25 protein-coding genes are annotated in these 21,540 nt (G+C 56.6%); 16 read left to right on the top strand and 9 right to left on the bottom strand.

Translation table 11 applies throughout. From position 1 onward, the window contains the following. Nucleotides 1-327: 327 nt before the first annotated feature. On the bottom strand, nt 328-564 hold the full coding sequence (locus tag GQF00_RS08445) for a DUF2789 domain-containing protein (RefSeq protein ID WP_161318717.1): 237 nt from the start codon (nt 562-564) through the stop codon (nt 328-330). Between the two features lie 329 nt (nt 565-893). Then, nucleotides 894-1,280: a RidA family protein gene (locus tag GQF00_RS08440; protein WP_161318716.1), complete on the bottom strand. Its 387-nt coding sequence runs from the start codon at nt 1,278-1,280 to the stop codon at nt 894-896. A 253-nt stretch (nt 1,281-1,533) separates the two neighbouring features. Between GQF00_RS08440 and GQF00_RS08435 the strand changes: the two genes are divergently transcribed. Further along, nucleotides 1,534-1,953 (top strand): transposase, encoded by a 420-nt coding sequence (locus tag GQF00_RS08435; protein WP_161318715.1) that lies wholly within the window; start codon nt 1,534-1,536, stop codon nt 1,951-1,953. Here the strand turns inward: GQF00_RS08435 and GQF00_RS08430 are convergent. The 4 genes from GQF00_RS08430 to GQF00_RS08415 form a co-directional block, all read right to left on the bottom strand. Continuing rightward, on the bottom strand, nt 1,948-4,059 hold the full coding sequence (locus tag GQF00_RS08430) for a bifunctional (p)ppGpp synthetase/guanosine-3',5'-bis(diphosphate) 3'-pyrophosphohydrolase (RefSeq protein WP_161318714.1): 2,112 nt from the start codon (nt 4,057-4,059) through the stop codon (nt 1,948-1,950). The two genes, GQF00_RS08435 and GQF00_RS08430, sit on opposite strands and share 6 nt — an antisense overlap. A gap of 186 nt (nt 4,060-4,245) precedes the next feature. Beyond that, nucleotides 4,246-4,509 carry a DNA-directed RNA polymerase subunit omega gene (gene rpoZ / locus GQF00_RS08425; RefSeq protein WP_161318713.1) on the bottom strand — a complete coding sequence of 88 codons (264 nt, stop codon included), beginning with the start codon at nt 4,507-4,509 and terminating at the stop codon, nt 4,246-4,248. A gap of 356 nt (nt 4,510-4,865) precedes the next feature. Next, on the bottom strand, nt 4,866-5,489 hold the full coding sequence (gene gmk / locus GQF00_RS08420) for a guanylate kinase (protein ID WP_161318712.1): 624 nt from the start codon (nt 5,487-5,489) through the stop codon (nt 4,866-4,868). A gap of 261 nt (nt 5,490-5,750) precedes the next feature. Further along, on the bottom strand, nt 5,751-6,743 hold the full coding sequence (locus GQF00_RS08415; protein ID WP_161318711.1) for an oxygenase MpaB family protein: 993 nt from the start codon (nt 6,741-6,743) through the stop codon (nt 5,751-5,753). A 193-nt stretch (nt 6,744-6,936) separates the two neighbouring features. Between GQF00_RS08415 and doeB the strand changes: the two genes are divergently transcribed. Beyond that, on the top strand, nt 6,937-7,926 hold the full coding sequence (doeB, locus tag GQF00_RS08410; protein ID WP_161318710.1) for a N(2)-acetyl-L-2,4-diaminobutanoate deacetylase DoeB: 990 nt from the start codon (nt 6,937-6,939) through the stop codon (nt 7,924-7,926). 282 nt (nt 7,927-8,208) lie between these two features. On the opposite strand, the gene GQF00_RS08405 is transcribed toward doeB, so the two are convergent. From GQF00_RS08405 to GQF00_RS08395, 3 genes are all read right to left on the bottom strand, one after another. After that, nucleotides 8,209-8,706: a CPCC family cysteine-rich protein gene (locus GQF00_RS08405; protein WP_202560433.1), complete on the bottom strand. Its 498-nt coding sequence runs from the start codon at nt 8,704-8,706 to the stop codon at nt 8,209-8,211. A gap of 224 nt (nt 8,707-8,930) precedes the next feature. Continuing rightward, a complete protein-coding gene (locus GQF00_RS08400; protein WP_161318709.1) occupies nt 8,931-9,632 on the bottom strand; it encodes a hypothetical protein in 702 nt (233 codons plus the stop codon). Beyond that, on the bottom strand, nt 9,629-9,814 hold the full coding sequence (locus tag GQF00_RS08395) for a hypothetical protein (protein ID WP_161318708.1): 186 nt from the start codon (nt 9,812-9,814) through the stop codon (nt 9,629-9,631). Before GQF00_RS08395 ends, GQF00_RS08400 begins: the two co-directional genes overlap by 4 nt. Before the next feature lie 213 nt (nt 9,815-10,027). Here GQF00_RS08395 and GQF00_RS08390 point away from each other — a divergent pair, with 213 nt between their 5' ends. The 14 genes from GQF00_RS08390 to GQF00_RS08325 all read left to right on the top strand — a co-directional run bounded on the left by GQF00_RS08390 (nt 10,028) and on the right by GQF00_RS08325 (nt 21,535). Further along, entirely contained in the window at nt 10,028-10,183 is a 156-nt protein-coding gene (locus GQF00_RS08390) for a hypothetical protein (protein ID WP_161318707.1), read from the top strand. Beyond that, nucleotides 10,165-10,302 carry an HIT domain-containing protein gene (locus GQF00_RS16825; protein WP_161319202.1) on the top strand — a complete coding sequence of 46 codons (138 nt, stop codon included), beginning with the start codon at nt 10,165-10,167 and terminating at the stop codon, nt 10,300-10,302. Before GQF00_RS08390 ends, GQF00_RS16825 begins: the two co-directional genes overlap by 19 nt. A gap of 21 nt (nt 10,303-10,323) precedes the next feature. Continuing rightward, on the top strand, nt 10,324-11,235 hold the full coding sequence (locus GQF00_RS08380; protein WP_370519472.1) for a restriction endonuclease: 912 nt from the start codon (nt 10,324-10,326) through the stop codon (nt 11,233-11,235). A gap of 60 nt (nt 11,236-11,295) precedes the next feature. Next, the gene (locus GQF00_RS08375; RefSeq protein ID WP_161318706.1) at nt 11,296-13,041 is read left to right on the top strand and encodes a type I restriction-modification system subunit M; all 1,746 of its coding nucleotides are present in this window, start codon (nt 11,296-11,298) and stop codon (nt 13,039-13,041) included. Continuing rightward, the gene (locus tag GQF00_RS08370) at nt 13,034-14,266 is read left to right on the top strand and encodes a restriction endonuclease subunit S (RefSeq protein WP_161318705.1); all 1,233 of its coding nucleotides are present in this window, start codon (nt 13,034-13,036) and stop codon (nt 14,264-14,266) included. The genes GQF00_RS08375 and GQF00_RS08370 overlap by 8 nt, the downstream gene beginning before the upstream one ends. 18 nt (nt 14,267-14,284) lie before the next feature. After that, nucleotides 14,285-17,413, top strand: coding sequence for a type I restriction endonuclease subunit R (locus tag GQF00_RS08365; protein WP_161318704.1), 3,129 nt, complete (start codon nt 14,285-14,287; stop codon nt 17,411-17,413). Nucleotides 17,414-17,622: 209 nt separating this feature from the next. After that, nucleotides 17,623-17,976, top strand: a complete 354-nt coding sequence (locus tag GQF00_RS08360) for a toxin (RefSeq protein ID WP_161318703.1) — start codon at nt 17,623-17,625, stop codon at nt 17,974-17,976. Next, entirely contained in the window at nt 17,960-18,289 is a 330-nt protein-coding gene (locus GQF00_RS08355) for a DNA-binding transcriptional regulator (protein WP_161318702.1), read from the top strand. The genes GQF00_RS08360 and GQF00_RS08355 overlap by 17 nt, the downstream gene beginning before the upstream one ends. Nucleotide 18,290: 1 nt before the next feature. Next, nucleotides 18,291-18,998, top strand: a complete 708-nt coding sequence (locus GQF00_RS08350) for a M48 family metallopeptidase (RefSeq protein ID WP_161318701.1) — start codon at nt 18,291-18,293, stop codon at nt 18,996-18,998. Nucleotides 18,999-19,052: 54 nt separating this feature from the next. Further along, nucleotides 19,053-19,625 (top strand): hypothetical protein, encoded by a 573-nt coding sequence (locus tag GQF00_RS08345; RefSeq protein ID WP_161318700.1) that lies wholly within the window; start codon nt 19,053-19,055, stop codon nt 19,623-19,625. Next, complete coding sequence (locus GQF00_RS08340; protein ID WP_161318699.1) at nt 19,618-19,947, top strand: hypothetical protein; 330 nt, start codon at nt 19,618-19,620, stop codon at nt 19,945-19,947. Before GQF00_RS08345 ends, GQF00_RS08340 begins: the two co-directional genes overlap by 8 nt. Further along, nucleotides 19,944-20,663, top strand: a complete 720-nt coding sequence (locus GQF00_RS08335) for a hypothetical protein (protein ID WP_161318698.1) — start codon at nt 19,944-19,946, stop codon at nt 20,661-20,663. The genes GQF00_RS08340 and GQF00_RS08335 overlap by 4 nt, the downstream gene beginning before the upstream one ends. A gap of 64 nt (nt 20,664-20,727) precedes the next feature. Next, a complete protein-coding gene (locus GQF00_RS08330; protein ID WP_161318697.1) occupies nt 20,728-21,003 on the top strand; it encodes a type II toxin-antitoxin system RelE/ParE family toxin in 276 nt (91 codons plus the stop codon). 25 nt (nt 21,004-21,028) lie between these two features. After that, the gene (locus tag GQF00_RS08325) at nt 21,029-21,535 is read left to right on the top strand and encodes a hypothetical protein (protein ID WP_161318696.1); all 507 of its coding nucleotides are present in this window, start codon (nt 21,029-21,031) and stop codon (nt 21,533-21,535) included. Nucleotides 21,536-21,540: the final 5 nt, after the last annotated feature.

The raw sequence follows: 21,540 nt of genomic DNA, 5'->3' as shown, positions 1-21,540 counted from the left end.
TACAAGCTCCAAGCTGCAACGCGGATTAAGGCCGTGCCATCCGAAAGCGCCCAAACCCTCGGGTCTATTCCTGTGGGAGCTTGCCTGCAAGCGATCCGAGCCTTGGCGAGGAAAAAGGCTCGGGTTACAAGTCACGAGTTTCGAAGGGCAAACCCTCAACCCAGGGTCTGGTCGCAGGTTTTAGATTTTCGAAACTCGTCACTCGCTTCTCGCAATTCGAAATGTTCACCTCGCTGTCGCTCGGATCGCTTGCAGGCATGCCCTGAAGAGCACAGAGAGCTCCCACAGTAAAAGGCTTTAGACTTCTAGACGCTCAACGCTGCTTTTTCAGTGCCGCAGCAAGGCACTCAACGAATCTACCACCTCCGCCCAGTCCGCATCCTCACGCACGGATTCCGCCAGAAATTTCGATTGGGATTCCGACCAGAACGGAGCCTGATGCAGATGCATGCTGTCGCTGAGTTTGCCGGCATGCTGGTGGATGAAGTCTTCGATATCGTCATCGCTGTTATCCAGACCAAGCTGGGCAAACAGGCTATTGAGATCGTGGGTCGCGGTATCCATATCGCTCTCCCTGTTCTTGCAGGTTAAAGATGGGTGTTTCTATTTACCTGCCTTCGATCCTGCGCCTTTTCAACCCCTCTGTCTCCCCTCCTTATGGGTGGGTTTGTGTGGCGGTTTGAGTGCGAAAGGGGGCACAGGGGATCAGCCCGGGAGGTGATCTGAATGAGCAGTGGAACATTCGATCTTGAAAACGAAGACCGTGGGCCGATCTCCAACAGCTGGAACGAGGCAGGTTGGACTTGTGTTGGTTGCCTCAGGGTCAGGCATGGATCTGGTACAAACAAAAACGCCCGCTAAAGCGGGCGTGTTGCATGCTGCGTGAAGCGGCGTTAGGCAATATCCATGATGCCGTCCATTTCCACCTGCGCACCTTTTGGCAGGGCGGCCACGCCGATGGCGGCCCGGGCGGGGTAGGGTTGCGTGAAGTGGCGCGCCATCACTTCGTTGACCAGCGCGAAGTGGCTCAGGTCGGTAAGAAAGATGTTCAGTTTGACGATGTCCTGCAGGGTGCCGCCGGCGGCTTCGCACACGGCGGTCAGGTTGCTGAATACCTGCTCGATCTGCGCTTCCATATCGCCGTCCACCAGCTCCATGGTCTCCGGAACCAGCGGGATCTGGCCGGACAGATACACGGTGGTACCGGCCTTGATGGCCTGGGAATAAGTGCCAATGGCCTGGGGGGCCTTGTCGGTGCTGATTACGGAATGGTTGGACATGATACGTTCTTCATTGGTTATGCCCCCCGGCGACAGCCGGCAGGCGGAAACAGGAACCGGCTATGCTGGCACGCTGCCCGCCCGCACGCAATAGCGCTGGACGCCCTTTCTGAGGGGTGGCATTTCCCTGTTGGAGCTTGCCTGCAAGCGATTCATTACCGGAAAAGTAGGACATCGTTTGCAGGCAAACTCCCACGTCAAAAAGGGCTCCAGGCGTACTTTTGGATTGGCCGGTGGTGAATAAACTTTATGGATGCGCCAATCACCGGATAGCAAAAGTTTGAGAAAGGGCCGTCACAGTGAATCTCAGAGGGTTTACTTGGTGACCTCCGTCACTGATGACCGACAGCCTTATTTTGCCTCCTTGCTGCCGGCCAGAATTCTGATTCGGCAGTTCATGGATTGTGAGCAGGCAGGGTATGCAAAGACTCAGGCCTTCGTAGTGATGCCGGACCACTTTCATTGGCTGATGCAGCTGGGTGAACGTGAATCGCTGTCCTCTGTGGTTCAGCGAGTGAAGTCGTGCACCACAAGAACGCTGAGGTCAGAGGGGTATGCCTGCGTGTGGCAGCAGAGCTTTCATGATCATGCGGTAAGACAAGAAGAAGATGTGAAGCGTTTGGCCCGATACGTGGTGGCCAACCCACAGGGGGCTACAGCGCGTCTCTTATAGCCGGTGAATCCGCACGATGCTGTCCATGGTGCGCAGTTTCTTGATGATGCGCGCCAGGTGGATGCGGTCCTTCACTGTCATGGTCACGTTCAGGATGGTCAGGGTGGGATCTTTCTCGGCCATGTCGATGGTGTCGATGTTGGAGCCCAGTTCCGACACGCTGTTGGCCAGGGTGGCGAGCACGCCGCGCTTGTTGATCAGCTCCAGGCGCAGGGCCGCGGTGTATTCCTGCTCCACGTCCTTGTCCCAGCTCAGCGCAATGCATTTTTCCGGGGCGTTGCGCATTTCCGCCAACAGGTTCTTGCAATTGTCACGGTGTACCACGATGCCGCGGCCGGCACTGAGGTGGCCAATGATAGTGTCGCCGGGCAGTGCATAACAGCACTTGGCGTAGCTCACCATCAGCCCTTCACTGCCACGGATAGCCAGTGGCTTGCGATCGTCTTCATGCTGGCGTTCATCGTCGTCGCGGGCGCCGGCCAGTTTTCTGGCCACCAGTGGCGCGAGACGGTTACCGATGCCGATATCTTCCAGCAGATCATCCAGTTCGAAATAGCCATTGCCGGCCAGTTCGCTGACGACCCGCTCGATGGGCAGGTCATCCAGCCCCATGTCGTAACTGTGCAGGGCTTTTTCCAGCAAACGCTGCCCCAGCTCCACCGCGTCTTCCCGTTGCTGGTGCTTGAGGAAGTGGCGGATATTGGTGCGCGCCTTGCCGGTGACCACAAAGTTGAGCCAGGCCGGGTTCGGCGTCGCGTTGGGCGCGGTGATGATCTTCACCGTCTGCCCGGACTCCAGTGGCGTGGACAGGGCGGCCAGCTTGCCGTCGATACGCGCGGCCACACACTTGTTACCCACCTTGGTATGCACCGCGTAGGCAAAATCCACGGCGGTGGCGCCGCCGGGCAGTTCCTTGATGTCGCCCTTGGGGGTGAAGATATAGGCCTCGTCCGGGAACAGGTCCACCTTCACGTTCTCGATAAACTCCATGGAGTTACCGGTCTTCTGCTGCAGTTCCAGCAGACGCTGCATCCAGCTCTGGGTGCGGCTGTGGGTGGGGGTGCCCGGTTCGCCGTCTGCCTTGTACAGCCAGTGGGCGGCGATGCCATTGTTGGCCATGGCCTCCATTTCCTCGGTGCGGATCTGCATTTCCAGAGGGATCCCGGAGCGCGCCTTGAGGGTGGTGTGCAGGCTCTGGTAGCCATTGGCCTTGGGAATGGCGATGTAATCCTTGAAGCGACCGGGAATCGGGGTGAAGTAATTGTGTACGGCGCCCAGCACCCGGTAGCAGGTGTCCACCCGGTCGACAATGATGCGGAAGCCGAACACATCCATGATGTCCGCGAACGGCTTGTGCTGTTCCTTCATCTTGGAATAGATGCTGAACAGGTGTTTTTCACGGCCCAGTACCCGCGCCTCAATACCTTCTTCTTCCAGGCAATGTTCCAGGCTGGTCTTGATGGTGGTGAGGATTTCCTTGCGGTTGCCGCGGGCCTTTTTCACGGCCTGACCAATCAGCTTGGCGCGCATGGGGTAGATGGCGTGGAAGGCCAGGTCTTCGTATTCCACCCGCATGTTGTACATGCCCAGCCGGAAGGCGATGGGCGCGTACAGTTCCAGGGTTTCGGTGGCAATGCGGCGGCGTTTTTCGGCGCGCATTACATGCAAGGTACGCATGTTGTGCAGGCGGTCGGCCAGCTTGATGAGGATGACGCGGATATCCCGGGTCATGGCCAGCATCATCTTGCGCAGGTTTTCCGCCTGTTGCTCGGCCTTGGACTCGAACTTGATCTGCGCAATCTTGGACACGCCGTCCACCAGCTCGGCCACTTCCTCGCTGAACTCTTCCGCCAGCTGTTCCTTGCTGTACGCGGTGTCTTCAATCACGTCGTGCAGCATGGCGGCCATGAGCGAGGCATGGTCCATGTGCATGTCGGTGAGGATATTGGCGACCGCCAGGGGATGGGTGATGTAAGGATCGCCGGTGCGACGGTACTGGCCTTCATGTGCCTTCTCGGCAAAATGATAAGCGCGTACGACCTGGCCGATCTGGTCGTCGTCCAGGTAACTGCGTAGCCGTTTTTCCAGATTATGGATGGTGGGCAAAAGTCCTCGTCACGCCCTTGGCGGGTTAGCTAGTGAGATTCACTCTTAGCTTAGATTTGAGGACGAGCTTTGTCTATGACAAGGAGGCAGGTTGTCGTACAGAGAGAGGGGGCCAATCGGTAAAGCGGGGAGGGGCTTGGGCAGTGAGACGCAAACCCCCGTGGGGGATTTGCGCCAAACCGGATGTTACTCGCCGAAAGACTGGGTCAGCAGCGCCAGTTCGTCCACATCGGCACTGCGGTCAGCCATGGGGTTATCCACGGATTCGGCAGTCACGTGACCTTCTGCGATTTCACGCAGGGCAACCACGGTGGGCTTGTCATTTTCCCAGGCCACGCGCGGCTCCTTGCCGCCAGTCTGCAATTGACGGGCGCGCTTGCCAGCTACCAGTACCAGCTCGAAGCGGTTATCCAGTTGTTCCAGGCAATCTTCTACGGTTACACGTGCCATGCTGTTCTCCTACAGGTGGGTGCTGCCAGCGGGCAACACCACAATAATTCGCAAGGCGGGGATTTTAATGGCGAAAAGCTGATCAGTCCAGTGCCGGCGGGCGGTGCTTGTGTCCTGGGGTGGGGGCGTCCCGGAGAAGGCAGCCCCGTAGCAGCCCATGCTCGCATGGCGATCCGGGCGACAGCGAGGCTGTGGGAGCCTGCCTGCAGGCAGGCTCCCACAGCATATTTTGACCACCATTCTGTAGGAGCTCCTCTCGAGGGGCGAACCTCTCGGTTCTAAGCCACATGAGCCTTCGTCCCTCGAGAGGAACTCCTACAGAAGGAAGGGGATTCTCACGGACAAGCCGTTCCCCCCTAGCGTGTTGCCAGCAGATTCTCCAGCACCGGCTCCAGGCGCACGCTTTGGCGGCGAGTATCCAGCCGGCGGGCTTCGACGATAGCCTCCAGCTCATACAGGGCACGGTTGAAGTCATCGTTAACGATCAGGAAATCGAACTCGCCATAGTGGCTCATCTCGTCCTGGGCGCCGTCCAGGCGTCGCTGGATCACGTCTTCGTCATCCGTATCCCGGCCGCGCAGGCGCTCGGCCAGCACTTCAATGGAGGGCGGCAGGATAAAAATGCTCACGGACTCCGGCATCTGCTTGCGGATCTGGGCGGCACCCTGCCAGTCAATTTCCAGAATCACATCTTCGCCGCCGTGGAGCGTCTGCTTCACCCAGTCAGAACTGGTGCCATACAGGTTGCCGAACACCTCGGCATGCTCCAGGAAGCGGCCCTGCTCCACCTGACGTACAAAGGTGTCCCGGTCGGTGAAGTGGTAGTTCACCCCATCCTCTTCGCCGGGGCGAATCGGGCGGGTGGTGTGGGACACGGACGGACGCAGCTGGGCCAGCTTGTCCACCAGCGCGGCTACCAGGCTGGTCTTGCCGGCGCCAGACGGGGCGGAAACGATATAAAGAGTGCCTTTGTCGGCCATACGCGCAGAGTCCTGTGATCCCGGGTAAAGGGCGCATTATAGGGGGAAGCTGGCGGACAGTCATTTCGGGAGATGTCGCAGGCTTTACGCGGCGCGGTGGGCGTCGGCCTGCAGGCGATTTTGCCGACCTCTTGGCGAGCAGGCGCCGCGGCCACTGTGTGGGTAGCGGATTTTGCCTGCTGGGCGTGCCTAAAAAAGCCCGCCAAAGGCGGGCTCAAGATGGCGAGATAACAACATTTCAGGCGGCAACGCTTCGTCAGATCAGGACACCGGCAGGGGTCGGCCGTAGACCACCTTGTTGGTCATGCGGGTAATCAGATCAGCCTTCTTGCCCTTGATGCGACGGCGGGCCTCTATCTGGGACGGGATCCAGCGCAGATGCACAGGGACAAACTTCATGGCGGTGCGGATCAGGCGCACATCGAAGTCGAATTTCTTCTGCACGCTCGGAGTGATCGCCGGCATGCCAAAGGGCTCGCGCAGGGATTCCGGCAGCAGCACAGAGGTATGAATACGGTGGCGATTGAGGAACGGAATCAGCCAGCTGCGCATGGTGAACAGATAATCCACCAGCTCGCGACCCACCTTGCCCACCGCCAACAGATCGGAATCCACCACGTCATTGAACCAGGCCACGTAGGCGTCCCAGTTTTCCGGCATGGCGTCTTCGGGGATGCCGAACAGATAAGCGAACAGCCTGGATTCCTCGTAATACTGCTCGCGCTCGGCCTGGCTCAGTGCCCCATAAAACAACTCGTGCACACGCAGGGCGATGATCCACAGGGTGGCATGTACCCACAGCAGCGCTTCCACCTGATTGGCGAAGTACTCGGACTTCTTCCTGGTGCGGCCGGTGGACTCGGAGACCTGGCCGGTAATCCTGGCGTGGATGTTGTGCACCCGCACCGCAGATTCCAGCACCTGGTCCAGGTTGCCAAACACCATGGAGTGCACATTCAGGAAGGTGCGTTGCAGCCGGCCCATGGGATCGGTCTGGGTCTGGGAATGTTGATCAATGGCCTGGGCCACCCACGGGTGGGCCAGCTGCAGCAGGTTGGCGGCGCCGGCACCAAACATCACCGAGATATTGCCGTGGATCTTCCATGCCATGGAGTCCGGGCCATACAGCCCAATTTCCGGGTCCAGCACACGCTGGGTCATTACCTCCAACTGTTTCTGGAGAGACTCCTTGGTGACGGTCTGGTGAAGCGCCTTGTTGTTGGTATAAGCGTTGTTCCTGGTCTGGGTTTGCATGCGTTCTCCTCCATGTATTGGGTGCAGCGTAGAGGCGCAGCTCTGCCTTGTTTTGATACAGATCAAATTTATTGTCTCAATCTGCTGTATGGAAACATTTTCCGCGCGGTTGGTGACCGTGAAAGCCGGTGAAAGTAGACAGTGAAAGGCGCAATATGGCGCAAATCACATTCATTCGGTTGGTGCTCCCTGTATGCGTCACAGTCCTGTTTCCGCCACCGTGGATTTCAATGAAGACGGTCTTCAGCACGGGTTTCTCAAATTGCCCCACTCCCATGATGGCTCCGCCTGGGGTCATGTGATGACCCCGATCACGGTGGTGCGCAATGGCGAGGGGCCGACGGTGCTGCTCACCGGCGGCAACCATGGTGATGAATACGAAGGCATTACCGCATTATTGAAACTGGCCAACCGGCTAACGCCGGAACAGATCAGCGGCCGGGTGATCATCATTCCCATGCTCAATCACCCGGCGGTGCTTAATGGCTCGCGTACTTCGCCTTTGGATGGCGGCAACCTGAACCGCAGCTTCCCCGGTAACCCGGCGGGCACACTCACTGAAAAGCTGGCGGACTATCTGACCCGTTATCTGGTGCCCCTTAGCGACGTGGTGCTGGATATCCACTCCGGCGGCAAGACTCTGGACCTGCTGCCCTTTGCCGCCACCCACCGCATGGCCGACAAGGATTTCGAAGCGCGCTGCCTGGCCGGTGCCGCCGCCTTCGGCGCACCGTACACCCTGTACATGGCCGAGCTGGAAGGGGATGTGCTGTTCGACAGCGCGGTGGAGGGGCAGGGCAAGGTATTCATCAGCACTGAACTGCGCGGCGGTGGCACCACCACCCCGGAGACTATCGCCATCGCCGAGCGCGGTATCGACAACGTGCTGCGTTACTCAGGGGTGTTGCCTGGTGATGTGGAGACGCTGCCATTACAGGCGCTGGAAATTCCCGATGGCGATGCCTACCGGGTCAGTGAACATGAAGGGATTCTGGAATTTATTGTGGCGTTGGGTGACTGGATCAAGGAAGGCGACGTCATCGCCCGCATCTACGACCTGCATCGCACCGGCGCACCGCCAAAAGAATACCGCGCCCCCTACGACGCCATGCTCATCGGCCGCCGCCACCCGGCGCTGATCAATGTGGGCGACACCTTCGCGGTGCTGGCGGTGAAGCGCTAGCGCCAAGGGTTGGTGTTGCCCCTGTGGGAAGTCTGCCTGCAGACGATGGTGCGGTTGGCAATGCTCTATCGCGTGCAGGCAAGCTCCCACAGAAAATTCTGATCCGCCGTCTCCCGTAGGAGCCCCTCTCGAGGGGCGAACCTTCCGGCTCGAAATTAAAAAACCTTCGTCCCTCAAGAGGAACTCCTACAGCAGATGGAACCGTAGGAGCCCTCTGTGCCCTTTAGGGTATGCCTGCAGGCGATCTTTGATTTTCGAAACTCGCCACTCGCGACTATTTTTTTACCGATTCAAATCCTTCCAGCGCTTCTCCTCCGCCTTCCTTAACCCCCGCTCCTGATCCAGAATCGCCTTCCAGTGCGCCACCATCTCGCCCTCTGCCAAACCCGGCAACGCCTCATACAGCGCCATCAATTCCTGTTTCAGCGCCGTAATTTTCGCCGAATCATTGCCGGTCACGGTGGTGTTGTTGTCAGGGTGATACATGGTCCCGAACGCCAAATAATTCGCCTGTGCATCGGTCAAAGAATACACCCCGTTCGGCCCGCCACCCCAGTCATGGGTAGTGGCATCGTCTTCACCATCATCTTCCCAGATACACAAATGACAGATCTCATAGGCATCCCGCCGCTCCAGCGTCGGATAACCGCAACAGGGGCAGGGCACTCTCACCACCTGGGTGCGCTTGTTCAGCCGCACATCAATGCCCAGTCCACCAAACAGCGCGCGCCGCCGATTCAGCACCGCCTGATTCTCATCCGTCCACACAGGAGTTCGCATCGCACTCTTCAGACCCAGTCAAAGAGCCCCCATTAAACACCAGACCCAAGAATCAAACATAGACCTTACCGATGGCTGTAGGCACCGGTTATTCGCTGCGCTCACCCCCTTCGGGGCCGTCTTCGACGTTCCTGCGCTTCGCTTGGTGAGCTGCGAACCCGAGCCTCAGCGAGGGGAATATCTTTCGGTAAAAGGTGCAAACTCAGTCCCCTGCACTGAAACAGTTACGGCAAGCTGTACTCCACCTTGCAGCCATGCAGTTTCAGAACATCACCCGCATCCACGTCAGACGCATAATCGGAACTGACCATCAACGTATAGGCAAACTGGGTATTGTCGATGATCAGATCATTCGGCTCCGGTGTGTTTGGCGCGCCTGTGATGGTCTGCAGGCCTACGTTAATAGAGTTCTGAGAAATACGGTAAATCACATCCAGATTCGCCGTGCTCAGGTCCAGGCGTCGCAAGGATACATTGGAAAAGAAGGTGTCCTCGGTGGTGCCGTAGATGTTGTCATTTACCAGGCAGGACAGACCACTGACGGTTGCCCCTTGAGGTAAATGAAGCGGCGCGGACATCTGGCAGCCAACCGACTTCGCCCAGAAAAGATCAAAATACGCGTAGGTCCCAAGGCGGTTCATCTGACAATCCGAGCTGGGGTTGGTATTGGCCCGCCACTCCGAAAAAGCATACGCCGACAACGACACCGCGCCATCCGGCAGCTTCGCTTCCAGATCGGTAATGCGCTGATCGTTATCGTCCACCGCCGACTTCACCGCAGTGAAGTTGCCGTTCACTTCTTCCGCCTTGGCCGGTGTGTTAGGCACAAAGGTGGTCAGCCCGGTGACCTCCGTCGCCCCGGCCGAGCCCGCCAGCGCTAACGCCAGCACGCCATTCACTGCCTGTATCATTGGTAACCGTTTCATTGCCATTCCCCCTCATTCCAGTTGCTGGTGTTCCATTCCGCACCGGTGCTGTTGTCGGGTGTGGGTGCGCTGGCTGGCGGCGGCGAATCCGAGCCGGATGAACCGCCGCAGCCACTCAATAACAACAGACAGGCACACAGAGCACCGGCCAAACCGGCGCGTTTGCGTTGAGATCGTTTCATGTTGCCCCCGTGGGTTTCCTTGGCATGCGGTATTGCCTTCCGCCACCGTAAAGCGGTGAGTAAAGACTCGCTAACGAGGCGGTCACAGTTTGGGGGGAGGGCTAAAACTGATTGTCATGCGAGTGCGTAGACAATGGCTGTAAGCCATATAAGAAGATCAAGTCAGATATGGCTGGCAGGCCGGGGGGCTTGTGATAAGGTTCACACACAATAATGAACAGCCTTCAGGCACGGAATGCCAAGGCAGAAAAAGGGGATGGGGATGCCGGATTGTCCATTTTGTGCAGAGCCTGCCGCACTGGCGGGGGTATCGAGCTGCATAACGCCCTGGCCTATGTCCGCGAAGAGAAATACCCGGTCACCTCCTGATCATCCCCCGCCGCCACGCCGAAGACTGGTTCAGCCTCACCCCGGATGAACAGGCCGCCATTACCCAGCTGATCAATCAGGCCAAAAAGTATTTGAGCCGAAACGATTTCTGGAAATAAATAAATCAAGAGGAACAGCTCGTGCCAGTACCCGATTTCCAATCCGTCATGCGCCCCATGCTTGTCTCCATCAACGATGGCAGCCCGAAGCTCATGGCCGATGTGCTGGAAGACGTGTGTCAGCACTTTCAGCTCTCCGAGGATGAGCGCGCTCAGCGCCTTCCCTCCGGCAAGCAGACCTATATAAAGAACCGGGTGGGTTGGGCGCGCACGTACATGAAGAAGGCCGGGTTGCTCACCAGTCCGGGCAAGGGGCTGATTCAGATCACCGAGCGGGGCCGGCAGGCCATGGAGGAGTGCCCGGAGCGGATTACCGTGCGCTACCTGAAGAAGTATCAGGAGTTCGTGGATTTCCACACCCATACCCCCAGCGAAGACAAGACCGAGCAGCCCGAGGCCGAGACCAGTAACGAGACACCGGATGAACAGCTGCAGCAGGCCCATGCCTCGCTCATGGATTCCCTGGCCGATGAGCTGCTGGACACCATTACCGCCGCCACCCCAGGCTTCTTCGAGAAACTGGTGGTGGATCTGATGCTGGCCATGGGCTACGGGGGCTCCCGGGAAGATGCCGGGCAAGCCACCCGCTACACCAGCGATGGCGGTATCGACGGCATCATCAAGGAAGACCCGCTGGGTCTGGACGTGATCTACCTGCAGGCCAAGCGCTATACCGAAAAAGGCGTGGGTCGTCCGGAGGTACAGGCTTTTGCCGGGGCGCTGGACATGCAGCGGGCCCGCAAGGGGGTGTTTATCACCACCTCCAAATTCAGCGCTGATGCCCGCGAGTATGTGGGCCTGATCGAAAAGAAGATCGTACTCATCGACGGCCAGGAACTGGCCAAACTGATGATACAGTACAACCTGGGTGTGGGGATCAAGGAAACCTACGCCGTGAAGCAGATCGACAGCGACTACTTCAACGAAGAATAACCGGCCACGCTGGCCACCAAACTGCCCAGCGGGCGAACCTGATCATACCGAGAAGCCTTAATGACCCAAAAGCTCACCCTGCAACAACTCGAATCCTTCCTCTGGGAAAGCTGCGATATCCTTCACGGCACAGTGGATTCAAACGAATACAAGACCTACATCTTTGGTATGTTGTTCCTCAAGCGCCTGTCCGATGCGTTTGAAGAGGCCCAGGAGAAGGTTGTCGAGTATTACCTGGGCAAGGGCAAGACCCAGTTGCAGGCCGAAGCATTGGCCGACGACGAGGATGAGTACGACAAGACATTCTACATTCCTCCGCAGGCACGTTGGGGATCTATCAAAGACCTGAAACACGACATCGGTGCAGAGCTCAACAAGGCCACCGAGGCCATTGAAGAATATAATCCCACGCTTGAAGGCGTGTTGGTTGCTATCGATTTCAACATCAAAAACAAGATAACTGATAAAAAGCTGCAGGATCTGCTCAGTCACTTCGGTCGGTATCGGCTTAGAAACGAAGACTTCGAGCGCACCGATTTGCTCGGCACCGCCTACGAATACCTGATAAAGAAGTTTGCCGACAGCGCCGGCAAGAAGGGCGGCGAGTTCTATACCCCTTCGGAAGTGGTGCAGTTGCTGGTGTCCCTGCTCAAGCCCCACGCCGGCATGCGCATCTACGATCCCACCGCCGGTTCCGGCGGTATGCTGGTGCAAACCCGCAACTACCTGGCCACCCACGGCGAAAACCCGTCCAACCTGTCGCTCTACGGGCAGGAGATGAACCTGAACACCTGGGCCATCTGCAAGATGAACATGTTCCTGCACGGGGTCTACAGCGCCGACATCAAGAAGGGCGACACCCTGCGCGAGCCGCAGCACACCGAAGCCGGCGCGCTGATGACCTTCGACCGGGTGATCGCCAATCCCCCCTTCAGCCTGAAGAAGTGGGGCAAGGAAGAGGCCGACAGCGATGCCTATGGCCGCTTCCCCTACGGCACTCCACCCAAGGACGCCGGCGACCTGGCCTTCGTCCAGCACATGATCGCCAGCCTCAATGCCGAAGGCATGATGGGCGTGGTCATGCCCCACGGCGTGCTGTTCCGGGGCTCCAGTGAAAAGGCGATCCGCCAGGGCATCCTCAACGACGACCTGCTGGAAGCCGTCATCGGCCTGCCCGCCGCCCTGTTCTATGGCACCGGCATCCCCGCCTGCCTGCTGATCATCAACAAGGCCAAGCCCGCAGAGCGGAAGGGCAAGGTGCTGTTTATCAACAGCGAGCTGGAATACGAAGAGGGCAAGAACCAGAACAAGCTGCGCCAGCAGGATATCGACAAGATCGTCCACACCTTCGAGCACTTCGAGGAGATCAAGCGCTATTCCAAAGTGGTAGCGCTGGCGGAGATCGAGGAAAACGATTTCAACCTCAACATCCGCCGCTACGCCGACACCAGCCCGCCCCCGGAAATCTTCGACGTGCGCGCCATTCTCCACGGCGGCATCCCGGTGCGGGAAGTGGAAAGCGAGTATATCCGCGAAGAGATTCTGGAAGACTTCGATGTGTCTGCGGTGTTTGTGAAGCGGGACGAAGGAGAGCCCTCAGCGAATGGAGACTATTACGACTTCAAGCCGGAGATCGACAGCAAAGAAGCCATCCGGGATACCGTGGGTGAGGTTGATGCCAAGGTCATTAGCCAGCTGGAGCGCTGGTGGGACAAGTATCGGGTGTCTCTCAGTGAGCTCGATGCCCAGGTGGCGGAAGCGGAAAGCGTGATGAAGGGCTATCTGCAGGAGCTGGGGTATGAGTAGTACAGTTCCGGAAGGTTGGAGTGCCGTTAGTTTGGGTGATTTATGTACGTTTTCTGGTGGGAACGCCTTTAAAGATAAGTATCAAGGAGTTAGGAGCGGGCAATATCCTTTCATAAAAGTAAGTGACATGAATTTGGAAGGGAATGAGCGTTTTATAATCAAGGCATCAAACTGGATAAATGAAGAAATTCGCTCAGAAGCCAAGGTTAAACTTTTTCCATCGAAGTCAGTGGTTTTTGCCAAAGTTGGAGCGGCCCTACTGCTTAATCGGAGGAGAATACTCACGCGGCAAACAGCTATTGATAACAATATGATGGCAGCCATTCCGAATTCTGATGACGATAACTTTCTGTATTACGTTCTTCAGGATGTTGACTTAGGGGAAATTGTTCAAGGTGGCGCACTGCCATCTGTTAATCAGTCGCAAATGAAAGATATTCCTGCGCTGGTTCCCCCTTTCCCCGAACAACAAAAAATCGCAGCCATCCTGTCCTCCGTCGATGACGTGATCGAAAAAACACGCGCACAGATCGACAAGCTGAAAGACCTGAAAACCGGCATGATGCAGGAGCTGTTGGCCAAAGGCATTGGGCATGCCGCGTTCAAGGATTCGCCGGTGGGGCGGATTCCGGAGGGGTGGAGGGTGCTCCGAATAGGTGAGCTTTTATCGGAGCGAAAGCAGAAGGGTGAGGATGGTCTGCCAATCTATTCCGTTCTTATGGATGGGGGAATGGTTCCTAGAAGTACAGTGGAAAGGCGTGTTGCTTCTGAGCTGGAGTCTAGTGACAACCGTTTGGTTCGAAAAGGTGATCTAGCCTATAACATGATGCGGATGTGGCAAGGTGCTTCAGGTATTGCGCCCACGGATTGTCTGGTCAGTCCAGCCTATGTGGTTTGCTACCCCTCTAAGGATATTGATTCTGATTTTCTTGGTTACATGCTGAAAATGCCTTCAGCAATACAGATGCTTAGACGGTATTCACAAGGACTTACCAGTGACAGGCTCAGACTATATTTCGAGCATTTTAAGTTCATTGGTTTTGCAATTCCTCCTGTAGAGGAGCAGCGGCGTATCGCGAGTATTTTAAGAGCTATAGATGATGATATTGCCAAGAAAAATGCTCAGCTTTCAGGCCGTGAGGCACTTAAGAAGGCCCTAATGCAAGACCTGCTCACCGGCAAGGTCAGAGTCAACGTCGATAACAAGGAGAACGCAGTCGCCTGATCGGCGTGACTGCCCGTTATGTTTCAGGACGAAGCCGAAAAAGTCGAAATTCCTGCTATTGCGCAGCTAAAGCAGCAAGGCTGGGCCTTTGTGCCCGGTGCCGAGTTGGCACCGGGGCAGTCGGGGGATGAGCGCAGCTATTACCGCGATGTGGTGCTGGTAAAACGGCTGGAAGCCGCCCTGCGCCGCTTGAACCCGTGGATCAGCGAGGAAAACCTGCGCAAGGTGCTACGGGAGTTTACCCACCCCAATTTCGCTGGCCTGATTGAATACAATCAGGCCCTGTGGGAAATGCTCTGCTGCACTGGCGATCACGCGCTTTCGGTGGAGCAGGATCTGGGCGCGGGCCGCAAGGGCCAGACCGTCACCGTGGTGGATTTCGACAACCCGGCCAATAACGACTTTCTCTGCACCAGCCAGTTCAAGGTAGAAGGCGCGACCCAGAACATCATTCCCGACATTGTCTGTTTCGTGAATGGCCTGCCGCTGGCGGTGATCGAGTGCAAATCCCCCTATGTGGCCGATGCCATTGGCGAGGGCATCAACCAGCTACGCCGCTACGCCAACCTGCGCCGCCCGGAAGATGACGAAGGGGCGCAGAAGCTGTTCTGGTATAACCAGTTGATGGTGTCCACCTGCCGGGATCAGGCCCGGGTCGGCACCATCAGTTCCATGGCCCAGCATTACGGTGACTGGAAGGATGCTTACCCCTATACCGATGCGGATATCCGTGGGTTGCTGGCGAAGCTGGAGGCAGGGAGCGTAGCGACGGACGGGAATGCCGCCAGCAAGGTTGAAGATGTGCCGTCCACGGCGTATCTGGAACAGGCGAAAGCCATGGCGGCAGGGAACGGCGCAGGCGAAGCCAGTCAGGGCGATATCACCGCCCAGCAGCGCCTGCTCATGGGCATGTTCAGCCACGACACCTTCCTGGATCTGATTCGCAATTTCATCCTGTTCGAACCAGTGGAAGGTCGCCTGATCAAGAAGGTGGCCCGTTACCAGCAGTACCGGGCGGTGAACAAGGTGATTGAGCGCCTCAAGCACGGCACCACCCGCAAGGAAAAATCCGGGGTGGTGTGGCACACCCAGGGCTCGGGCAAGTCGCTGACCATGGTCATGCTGGCGGTGAAGATGCGCCGCGACCCGGAACTGCAGAAGTACAAGCTGGTGTTTGTCACCGACCGTACCCAGCTGGACAGCCAGCTCTCCGCCACCTTCCGCGATGCCCAGAACGAAACCATCTACAACGCCAGTTCGGTGGCCAAGCTGAAGGAGCTTTTGACCAAGGATGCCTCTGACATTGTCACTGCCATGGTGCAAAAGTTTCAGGATGCGGAGGCGGAAGGCGACTTTACTGACCTGAACCCCAGCGACAAGATCATCGTGCTGGCTGACGAGGCCCATCGCACCCAGTTCGGCGGCCTGGCCGCCACCATCAACGCGGCCCTGCCCAATGCCCCCAAGATCGGCTTCACCGGCACCCCGCTGCTGAAGACCCAGAAGATGGATCAGGCTTTTGGCGGCTACATTGACCAGTACAAGATCAATGAGGCGGTGGAAGACGGCGCCACGGTGCGCATCATCTACGAAGGCCGACAGGCCCAGACTCAGGTGGTGGGCGAATCCCTGGACAAGTTGTTCGACGAGTACTTCAAGGACAAGAGCGACGACGAGAAGCGCGAGATCAAGAAGAAGTACGGGGTAGAGCGGGCGGTGCGCGAAGCCCCGGCGCGGATTCGCTGGGTGTGCCTGGATCTGCTCAAGCACTACCGGGAGCATATCCAACCCAACGGCTTCAAGGCCATGATCGTGGTGGGCAGTCGCCATGCGGCTACGGTGTACAAGAAGACCCTGGATGAGCTGGGCGCGCCACTGTCTGAGGTGATTATCAGTGGCAGCCACAATGATCCGGGCTATATCGCCCAGTACACCGACAAGACCCAACAGAAGCAGGCCATTGAGGCCTTCAAGAAGCCCCTGAACGAGAACCCGCTGGCCTTCCTGATCGTGAAGGACATGCTGCTCACCGGCTTCGATGCCCCCATTGCCCAGGTGATGTACATTGACCGCAGCCTGAAGGATCACACCCTGATGCAGGCCATTGCGCGGGTGAACAGAACCTACAAGGGGAAGCAGGCGGGCTTTGTGGTGGATTACTACGGCCTCTCTGATTGCCTCACCGAGGCGCTGGAGCAGTTCAGCAGTGATGACGTGGAAGGCACCTATGTCACCCTCAAGGACGAGATCCCCAAGCTGAAGGCGACCCATACGCGGGTGGCGCAGGTGTTCAGTGGTTTGAAAGGCTCGGATGTTGATGACTATGTCCTGTTCCTCAAGGACGAAGACATCCGCCAACAGTTCGAGCTGGCTTACAAGCGCTTCGCCCGGCAGATGGACGTGGTGCTGCCCGACCCGGCGGCCAAGCCGTTTATTCCTGACCTGAAGCTGTGGGGCAAGGTGCAGAACGCCGCCCGCAACCGCTACCGCGACCCGGGCCTGAATATCGCCGATGCCGGCGAGAAGGTACGGCAACTGGTGGATGAGCACATCATCAGCACCGGCGTTGATCCGAAGATCCCGCCGGTGGACTTGATGGCCGCCAACTTCCGCGAATCCGTTGAGCAGATCAAATCCCCGGAATCCCGTGCTTCCGAGATCGAGAGCGCCATCAAGCATCACATCACCGTGAAGCTGGATGATGACCCGGAATACTACAAGTCCCTGAGCCTGCGCCTGCGTGACATCATCGAGAAGACCAACGGCAAGTGGGAGCAGCAGCTGGAGCTGTTGCTGGATATGGTTGGCTCCCTGGAAAGCGACCACAAACAGGCCGCCGAAGACTTGGGGCTGACCGAGACTGAGTTGGCCTTCTATAACATCCTCATGGCCGAAGTGGCTCGGCACAGTGGAGACGAGGTGGTGAGCGAAAGCGTCGAGGATGAGATCAAGACCACCACCCAGGCGCTGGTGGAGATGTTCGACGAAGCCACCCAGATCGTGGATTTCTTCAAGAAAGGCGAAGAGATCAAACGCATGAAGAAAGCCATCAAGCGGGCGATCCTGGACTGCAGTTTTGGTGACAAGGCGATAGTAAATGTGGTGCAGGAGCGGTTTATGGATCTGGCGAAGACGAAGTTTCGGTGATGGCCAAGCCTCTGCCGTAGGAGCGTCGCTGGCGGCGCGATCAGCAACACTGGAATCGCGCCGCCAGCGACGCTCCTACGGAGAGAATTCGGATATAACTAATTGAAATACAAGGAGCCAAGGATGGCTTTGTATGCTGATGGACTGTTGCTGACAGTCGATGACTTGCCGCTATACGCGAATCGCGTATACTTGGGTTCGAGCACCTCATGAAGGCGCTGTTTGTCGAGCTGCCGCCCTTCAGCCGCCACCGGGCGGACTACCTGAAAGACGAGGAATACCGGCTGCTCCAGGCCATGTTGCTGGAATCGCCCAATATGGGCGATGTAATTCAGGGCACCGGCGGGCTGCGCAAGGTGCGCTGGGTAGACAAGAAGCGCAACAAGGGCAAACGTGGCGGGGTGCGGATCATCTATTACTGGTACGCCGGTGGCGCCCAGTTCTGGTTGTTCACCCTGTATGGCAAGGATGAGGCAACCGATTTAACCGCCGACCAGAAGAAAGCCCTCAAGGCGCTGCTGGCGCGTGAGGTGGAGGCGAGACGCCATGGCAAAGAAGGCTGACAACAAACGCGATATCTTCGGTGAACTGACCGAAGGCTTTGAGGCGTTGCAGGACGCACGGCAGGGCAAGCAAACCCTGCAAACCACCGAGCTGGAATTGAAAGACCCGGTGGAGATCACCGCTGCCGAAATCCGTTCGCTACGGGAAAGCCTGAAAGTCTCCCGTCCGATCTTCGCCAACATGCTGCGCATGAGTGTGCGCACTCTGGAGCGCTGGGAGCAGGACCGTGGCAAGCCGGACCAGGGCTCAGCTACCCTGATGCGCCTGATTCAGCGCCACCCGGAAACGCTGGAATGGATCAGAGAGCTATAACTTGACGCGCCCTGAATTTATCGACGGCAATGGCTTCATCGCGGAAGTGATCCGCACACGTCGCCGTAAGTCTGCCGATATTCGTGTGGAGGAAGGGGCAGTGTCGGTGGTGGTGCCGGTAGACACTTCACTGGAGCGCATCGACGAGCTTCTGGCGTCCAAGCGCCGCTGGATCAAGGAAAAGATCACCCTCCACCAGGACATGACCCCGCCCGGCAACAAGCGCTACGTTTCCGGCGAATCCTTCTCTTACCTCGGTCGCAACTACCGCCTGAAAGTGAAAAAAGGCCCCTTCGCCCCGGTGAAGTTGGTGCAGGGCCGCCTGGTCGTGTCCGTGCCCCAGGGCGCGGAACAACCCCACATGATCCGCAACGCCCTGATCCGCTGGTACAAGCGTCAGGCCGAAAAGAAGCTAAAAGAAAAAGTCGCCCGCTGGGCACCGCAGGTAGGTGTTGCTGTGCCGGATGTGTCTATCAAAACCTTCAAATCCCGCTGGGGAAGTTGCACCGCCAAAGGCGAGCTGCAATTCAACTGGCAGATAATGATGGCACAGAACCGGATGGTGGATTACGTGGTGGTTCATGAGTTGTGTCATTTGATTCGCCATGATCACTCGCCACAGTTTTGGGCAGAGGTGGGCCGGGTGCTGCCGGATTATGAGGAATGCCGGGAATGGTTGAAGCGGCATGGGCATGTGGTGGCGATTTAAGGCTCTATTTATTCGGGATTATAGAAAAACAAGAAAAAATGAAAGGGGAATGTTGTGAGTGTTGATGGGGGAGCCATGTCGGAGGAGGCAGTAGCCGAAGAAATAAAATTGGCGTCAGGGAAGTCGATCAGCGCAATTTTTAGCCCGGCCAAACGAGCAAGGAACTATCAGCTTGGTGTGTCATGGTGGTCTTACCCCATCCATTGCCTGGTCTGGCTGCTTTTCTTGGTCATCATCGTGGCCACAATCTATTTTGCTTTTGAATCAGGCGTCATGGGGATCAGTATTGCCGAGATTATGATGTGGGGTTTTTCTCTCTATGTGATTATTTTTATGTTGATGTCGGCCTCAAGAGACAAGAGGCTTTCTGGTGCGAGGAAGTTTGGTTTCTATTTTTCCTACGTAAGTGCTTGCGTTCTGAAGGCACTTTGGGTTTCCACTGTTCTATTTCTTACTGCTATGTGGGTGGGGGTTGCTCGTGATCCTTTGCTGGTAGGGTCAATTCATGGCTCTGTTGATATGGAAGTAGGCGGGTACTGGTTTGATGATATGGATTTCGTATCCTCCATGGTCTTCTGGCTTGTTCTTTATATGGGGTTTTCGGGAAGGAGAGCGGGGAATGAATAAACTAACTGCTTTTTTCTTGCTGTTGGCCTCTCTGCCTTGTGAGTCGGCAGAAATTGGCGGCGGTGACGTGCCTCTCTGGGAGCGTTGCTACGAATTGGTAGAACTGGATAACAATGTGGGCGGCATGTTTACCACATCCTTGAAGGAGTCGGCCTATGCCGGGTCCTGCTCTGGTGCGCTGAAAACCCTTTATGCAATGAGCGCCTATACTGATTATCGCTGTGAGATATTTGACACATTGAAAGCGGCAAATGTCGTGGTGAACAGGAAAGTTGAAACAGTAAACGAAGCCTTGAAGCTTCTTTGTTGGTGGGAGCCATGAACCGATCATTGGCTTCTGTTGCCAGGGATAAACTTGGCCGAGATATCCCTGAAACGCTCAGGAATGAGATCAATAGTGTTTTCAGAGCAAGGAAAGAAAAGAAGTCCGATCCTGAGCTCAAGAAATGGCTGGGTCTTGTTCTGAGAGAACGAGTTGGCTCGAACAGAAAGGATGTTCAGGCTGGCTACGAGGCTTCGGTTTCCAACGCCTTGGTATTGATTTACCTGTTAGGTAGCGGGGTTAAGTCACGACAGTTCATTACCGCCAAGCATGCATTATCCAGGTTTTCATCAAGAATTTTTTCCAATCTGATTGATGAGTCGGTTAGTGCCATACGGGAATCATCAAAGGCGAGAGGCTTTGAGTTCGCGGTTCTTGGTGTGGTTCCGGAAAAGCATGAGAAAATCATCGAGCATTTGCTTTATGACGATTTTGATATTTTGAGGGATCATCTTCCCTCTCCGTTCGAAGGGGAAGGCCTTTCCGTCATTGCTGCACATTATGACCAGAGCATTCCGTGGTCTGAGTATCGAGAAGTCTACGATCAGGCCGAAGATTTATTCCACGCTGGGGACTTGCTTCGCTGTATCTCTTCGCTGGAGCAATTAATAAAAGAAAGTATCGTCCGGATCCCTGTGGCTGAGCGTTTGCTTGATCAGGCTCGCTCCAGACGTGCCGAGCATGAAGAGTTAAGGACGATTTTGGGGAAAATCTGAAAAGGGTGTTGTTTGTGCGGCGCACAAACCGAATCTGTCTCCATTGATCACATGGAGACAGATAATGAACACTTCAAAGTTCAGTGAAACTAATGAGTTGCCCTGTTTGATGGGGGTTCCTGACTGCTACCGTCAGGCTGTTATGAGTTTGCTGGAGGCGTTTGAGCAAGGCCGGAATCCCTATGAGCTGGGGGCACGCAAAGTCCGTGCCTTAAAGGGCGTATGGCGTTTCAGGATTGGCCGGAAGTACCGTCTTCTCTGCTGGGAAGAAGATGATGGCCAACGGCAATTCGAGCTGGTGACACGTCAAGCGCTTGAAAGCGCGATTGCACGAAGATGAATCCCATTTCCAAAGGAGAAACATCATGACTGCAATTGCAATGTTTGACCCCAAACTGGCATTGCCTGTCCTTAATCAGCTTCACCCAGTGGTTGTCGGGCTGGATTTTTCGCGTCTCAAGCATAAGTACACGACAGGTGAGGAGCCTGAAATGGCTGAGGCAGAATGGGACTTCGGTGAGCAGGAATACCGCCGCTTCCTTTCTCTGAAAGCATGGTACCCCTCTGTTGAATTAGTGCCGAACAAGCTGGTGGACAAGGTATGGCATGCGCATATCCTCGATACCATGGCCTATGCCAAGGATTGTGAGACGGTGTTCGGCTACTTTATGCACCATTTCCCCTACTTCGGTATTTATGGCAAAGAGGACTATCAACAGCTTGTGACGGCGTTTGACAAGACCTGTGCGCTGTATGAGCGCCACTTTGGTCATTATCCAGACAAGTCGCAGTTCCAAGCCATGCGTTGCGCGGGCCACGCCTGTCATGTGCCGACTGAGTGTGCATGCCGCACACCAGAGGCGTGTAAGTAGTATGG

The sequence above is a fragment of the Alcanivorax sp. DP30 genome, assembly GCF_009882945.1.
Lineage (GTDB): Bacteria > Pseudomonadota > Gammaproteobacteria > Pseudomonadales > Alcanivoracaceae > Alcanivorax.
The sequence above is the reverse complement of the archived record's forward strand: the minus strand, read 5'-3'. Positions and strand labels throughout refer to the sequence as shown.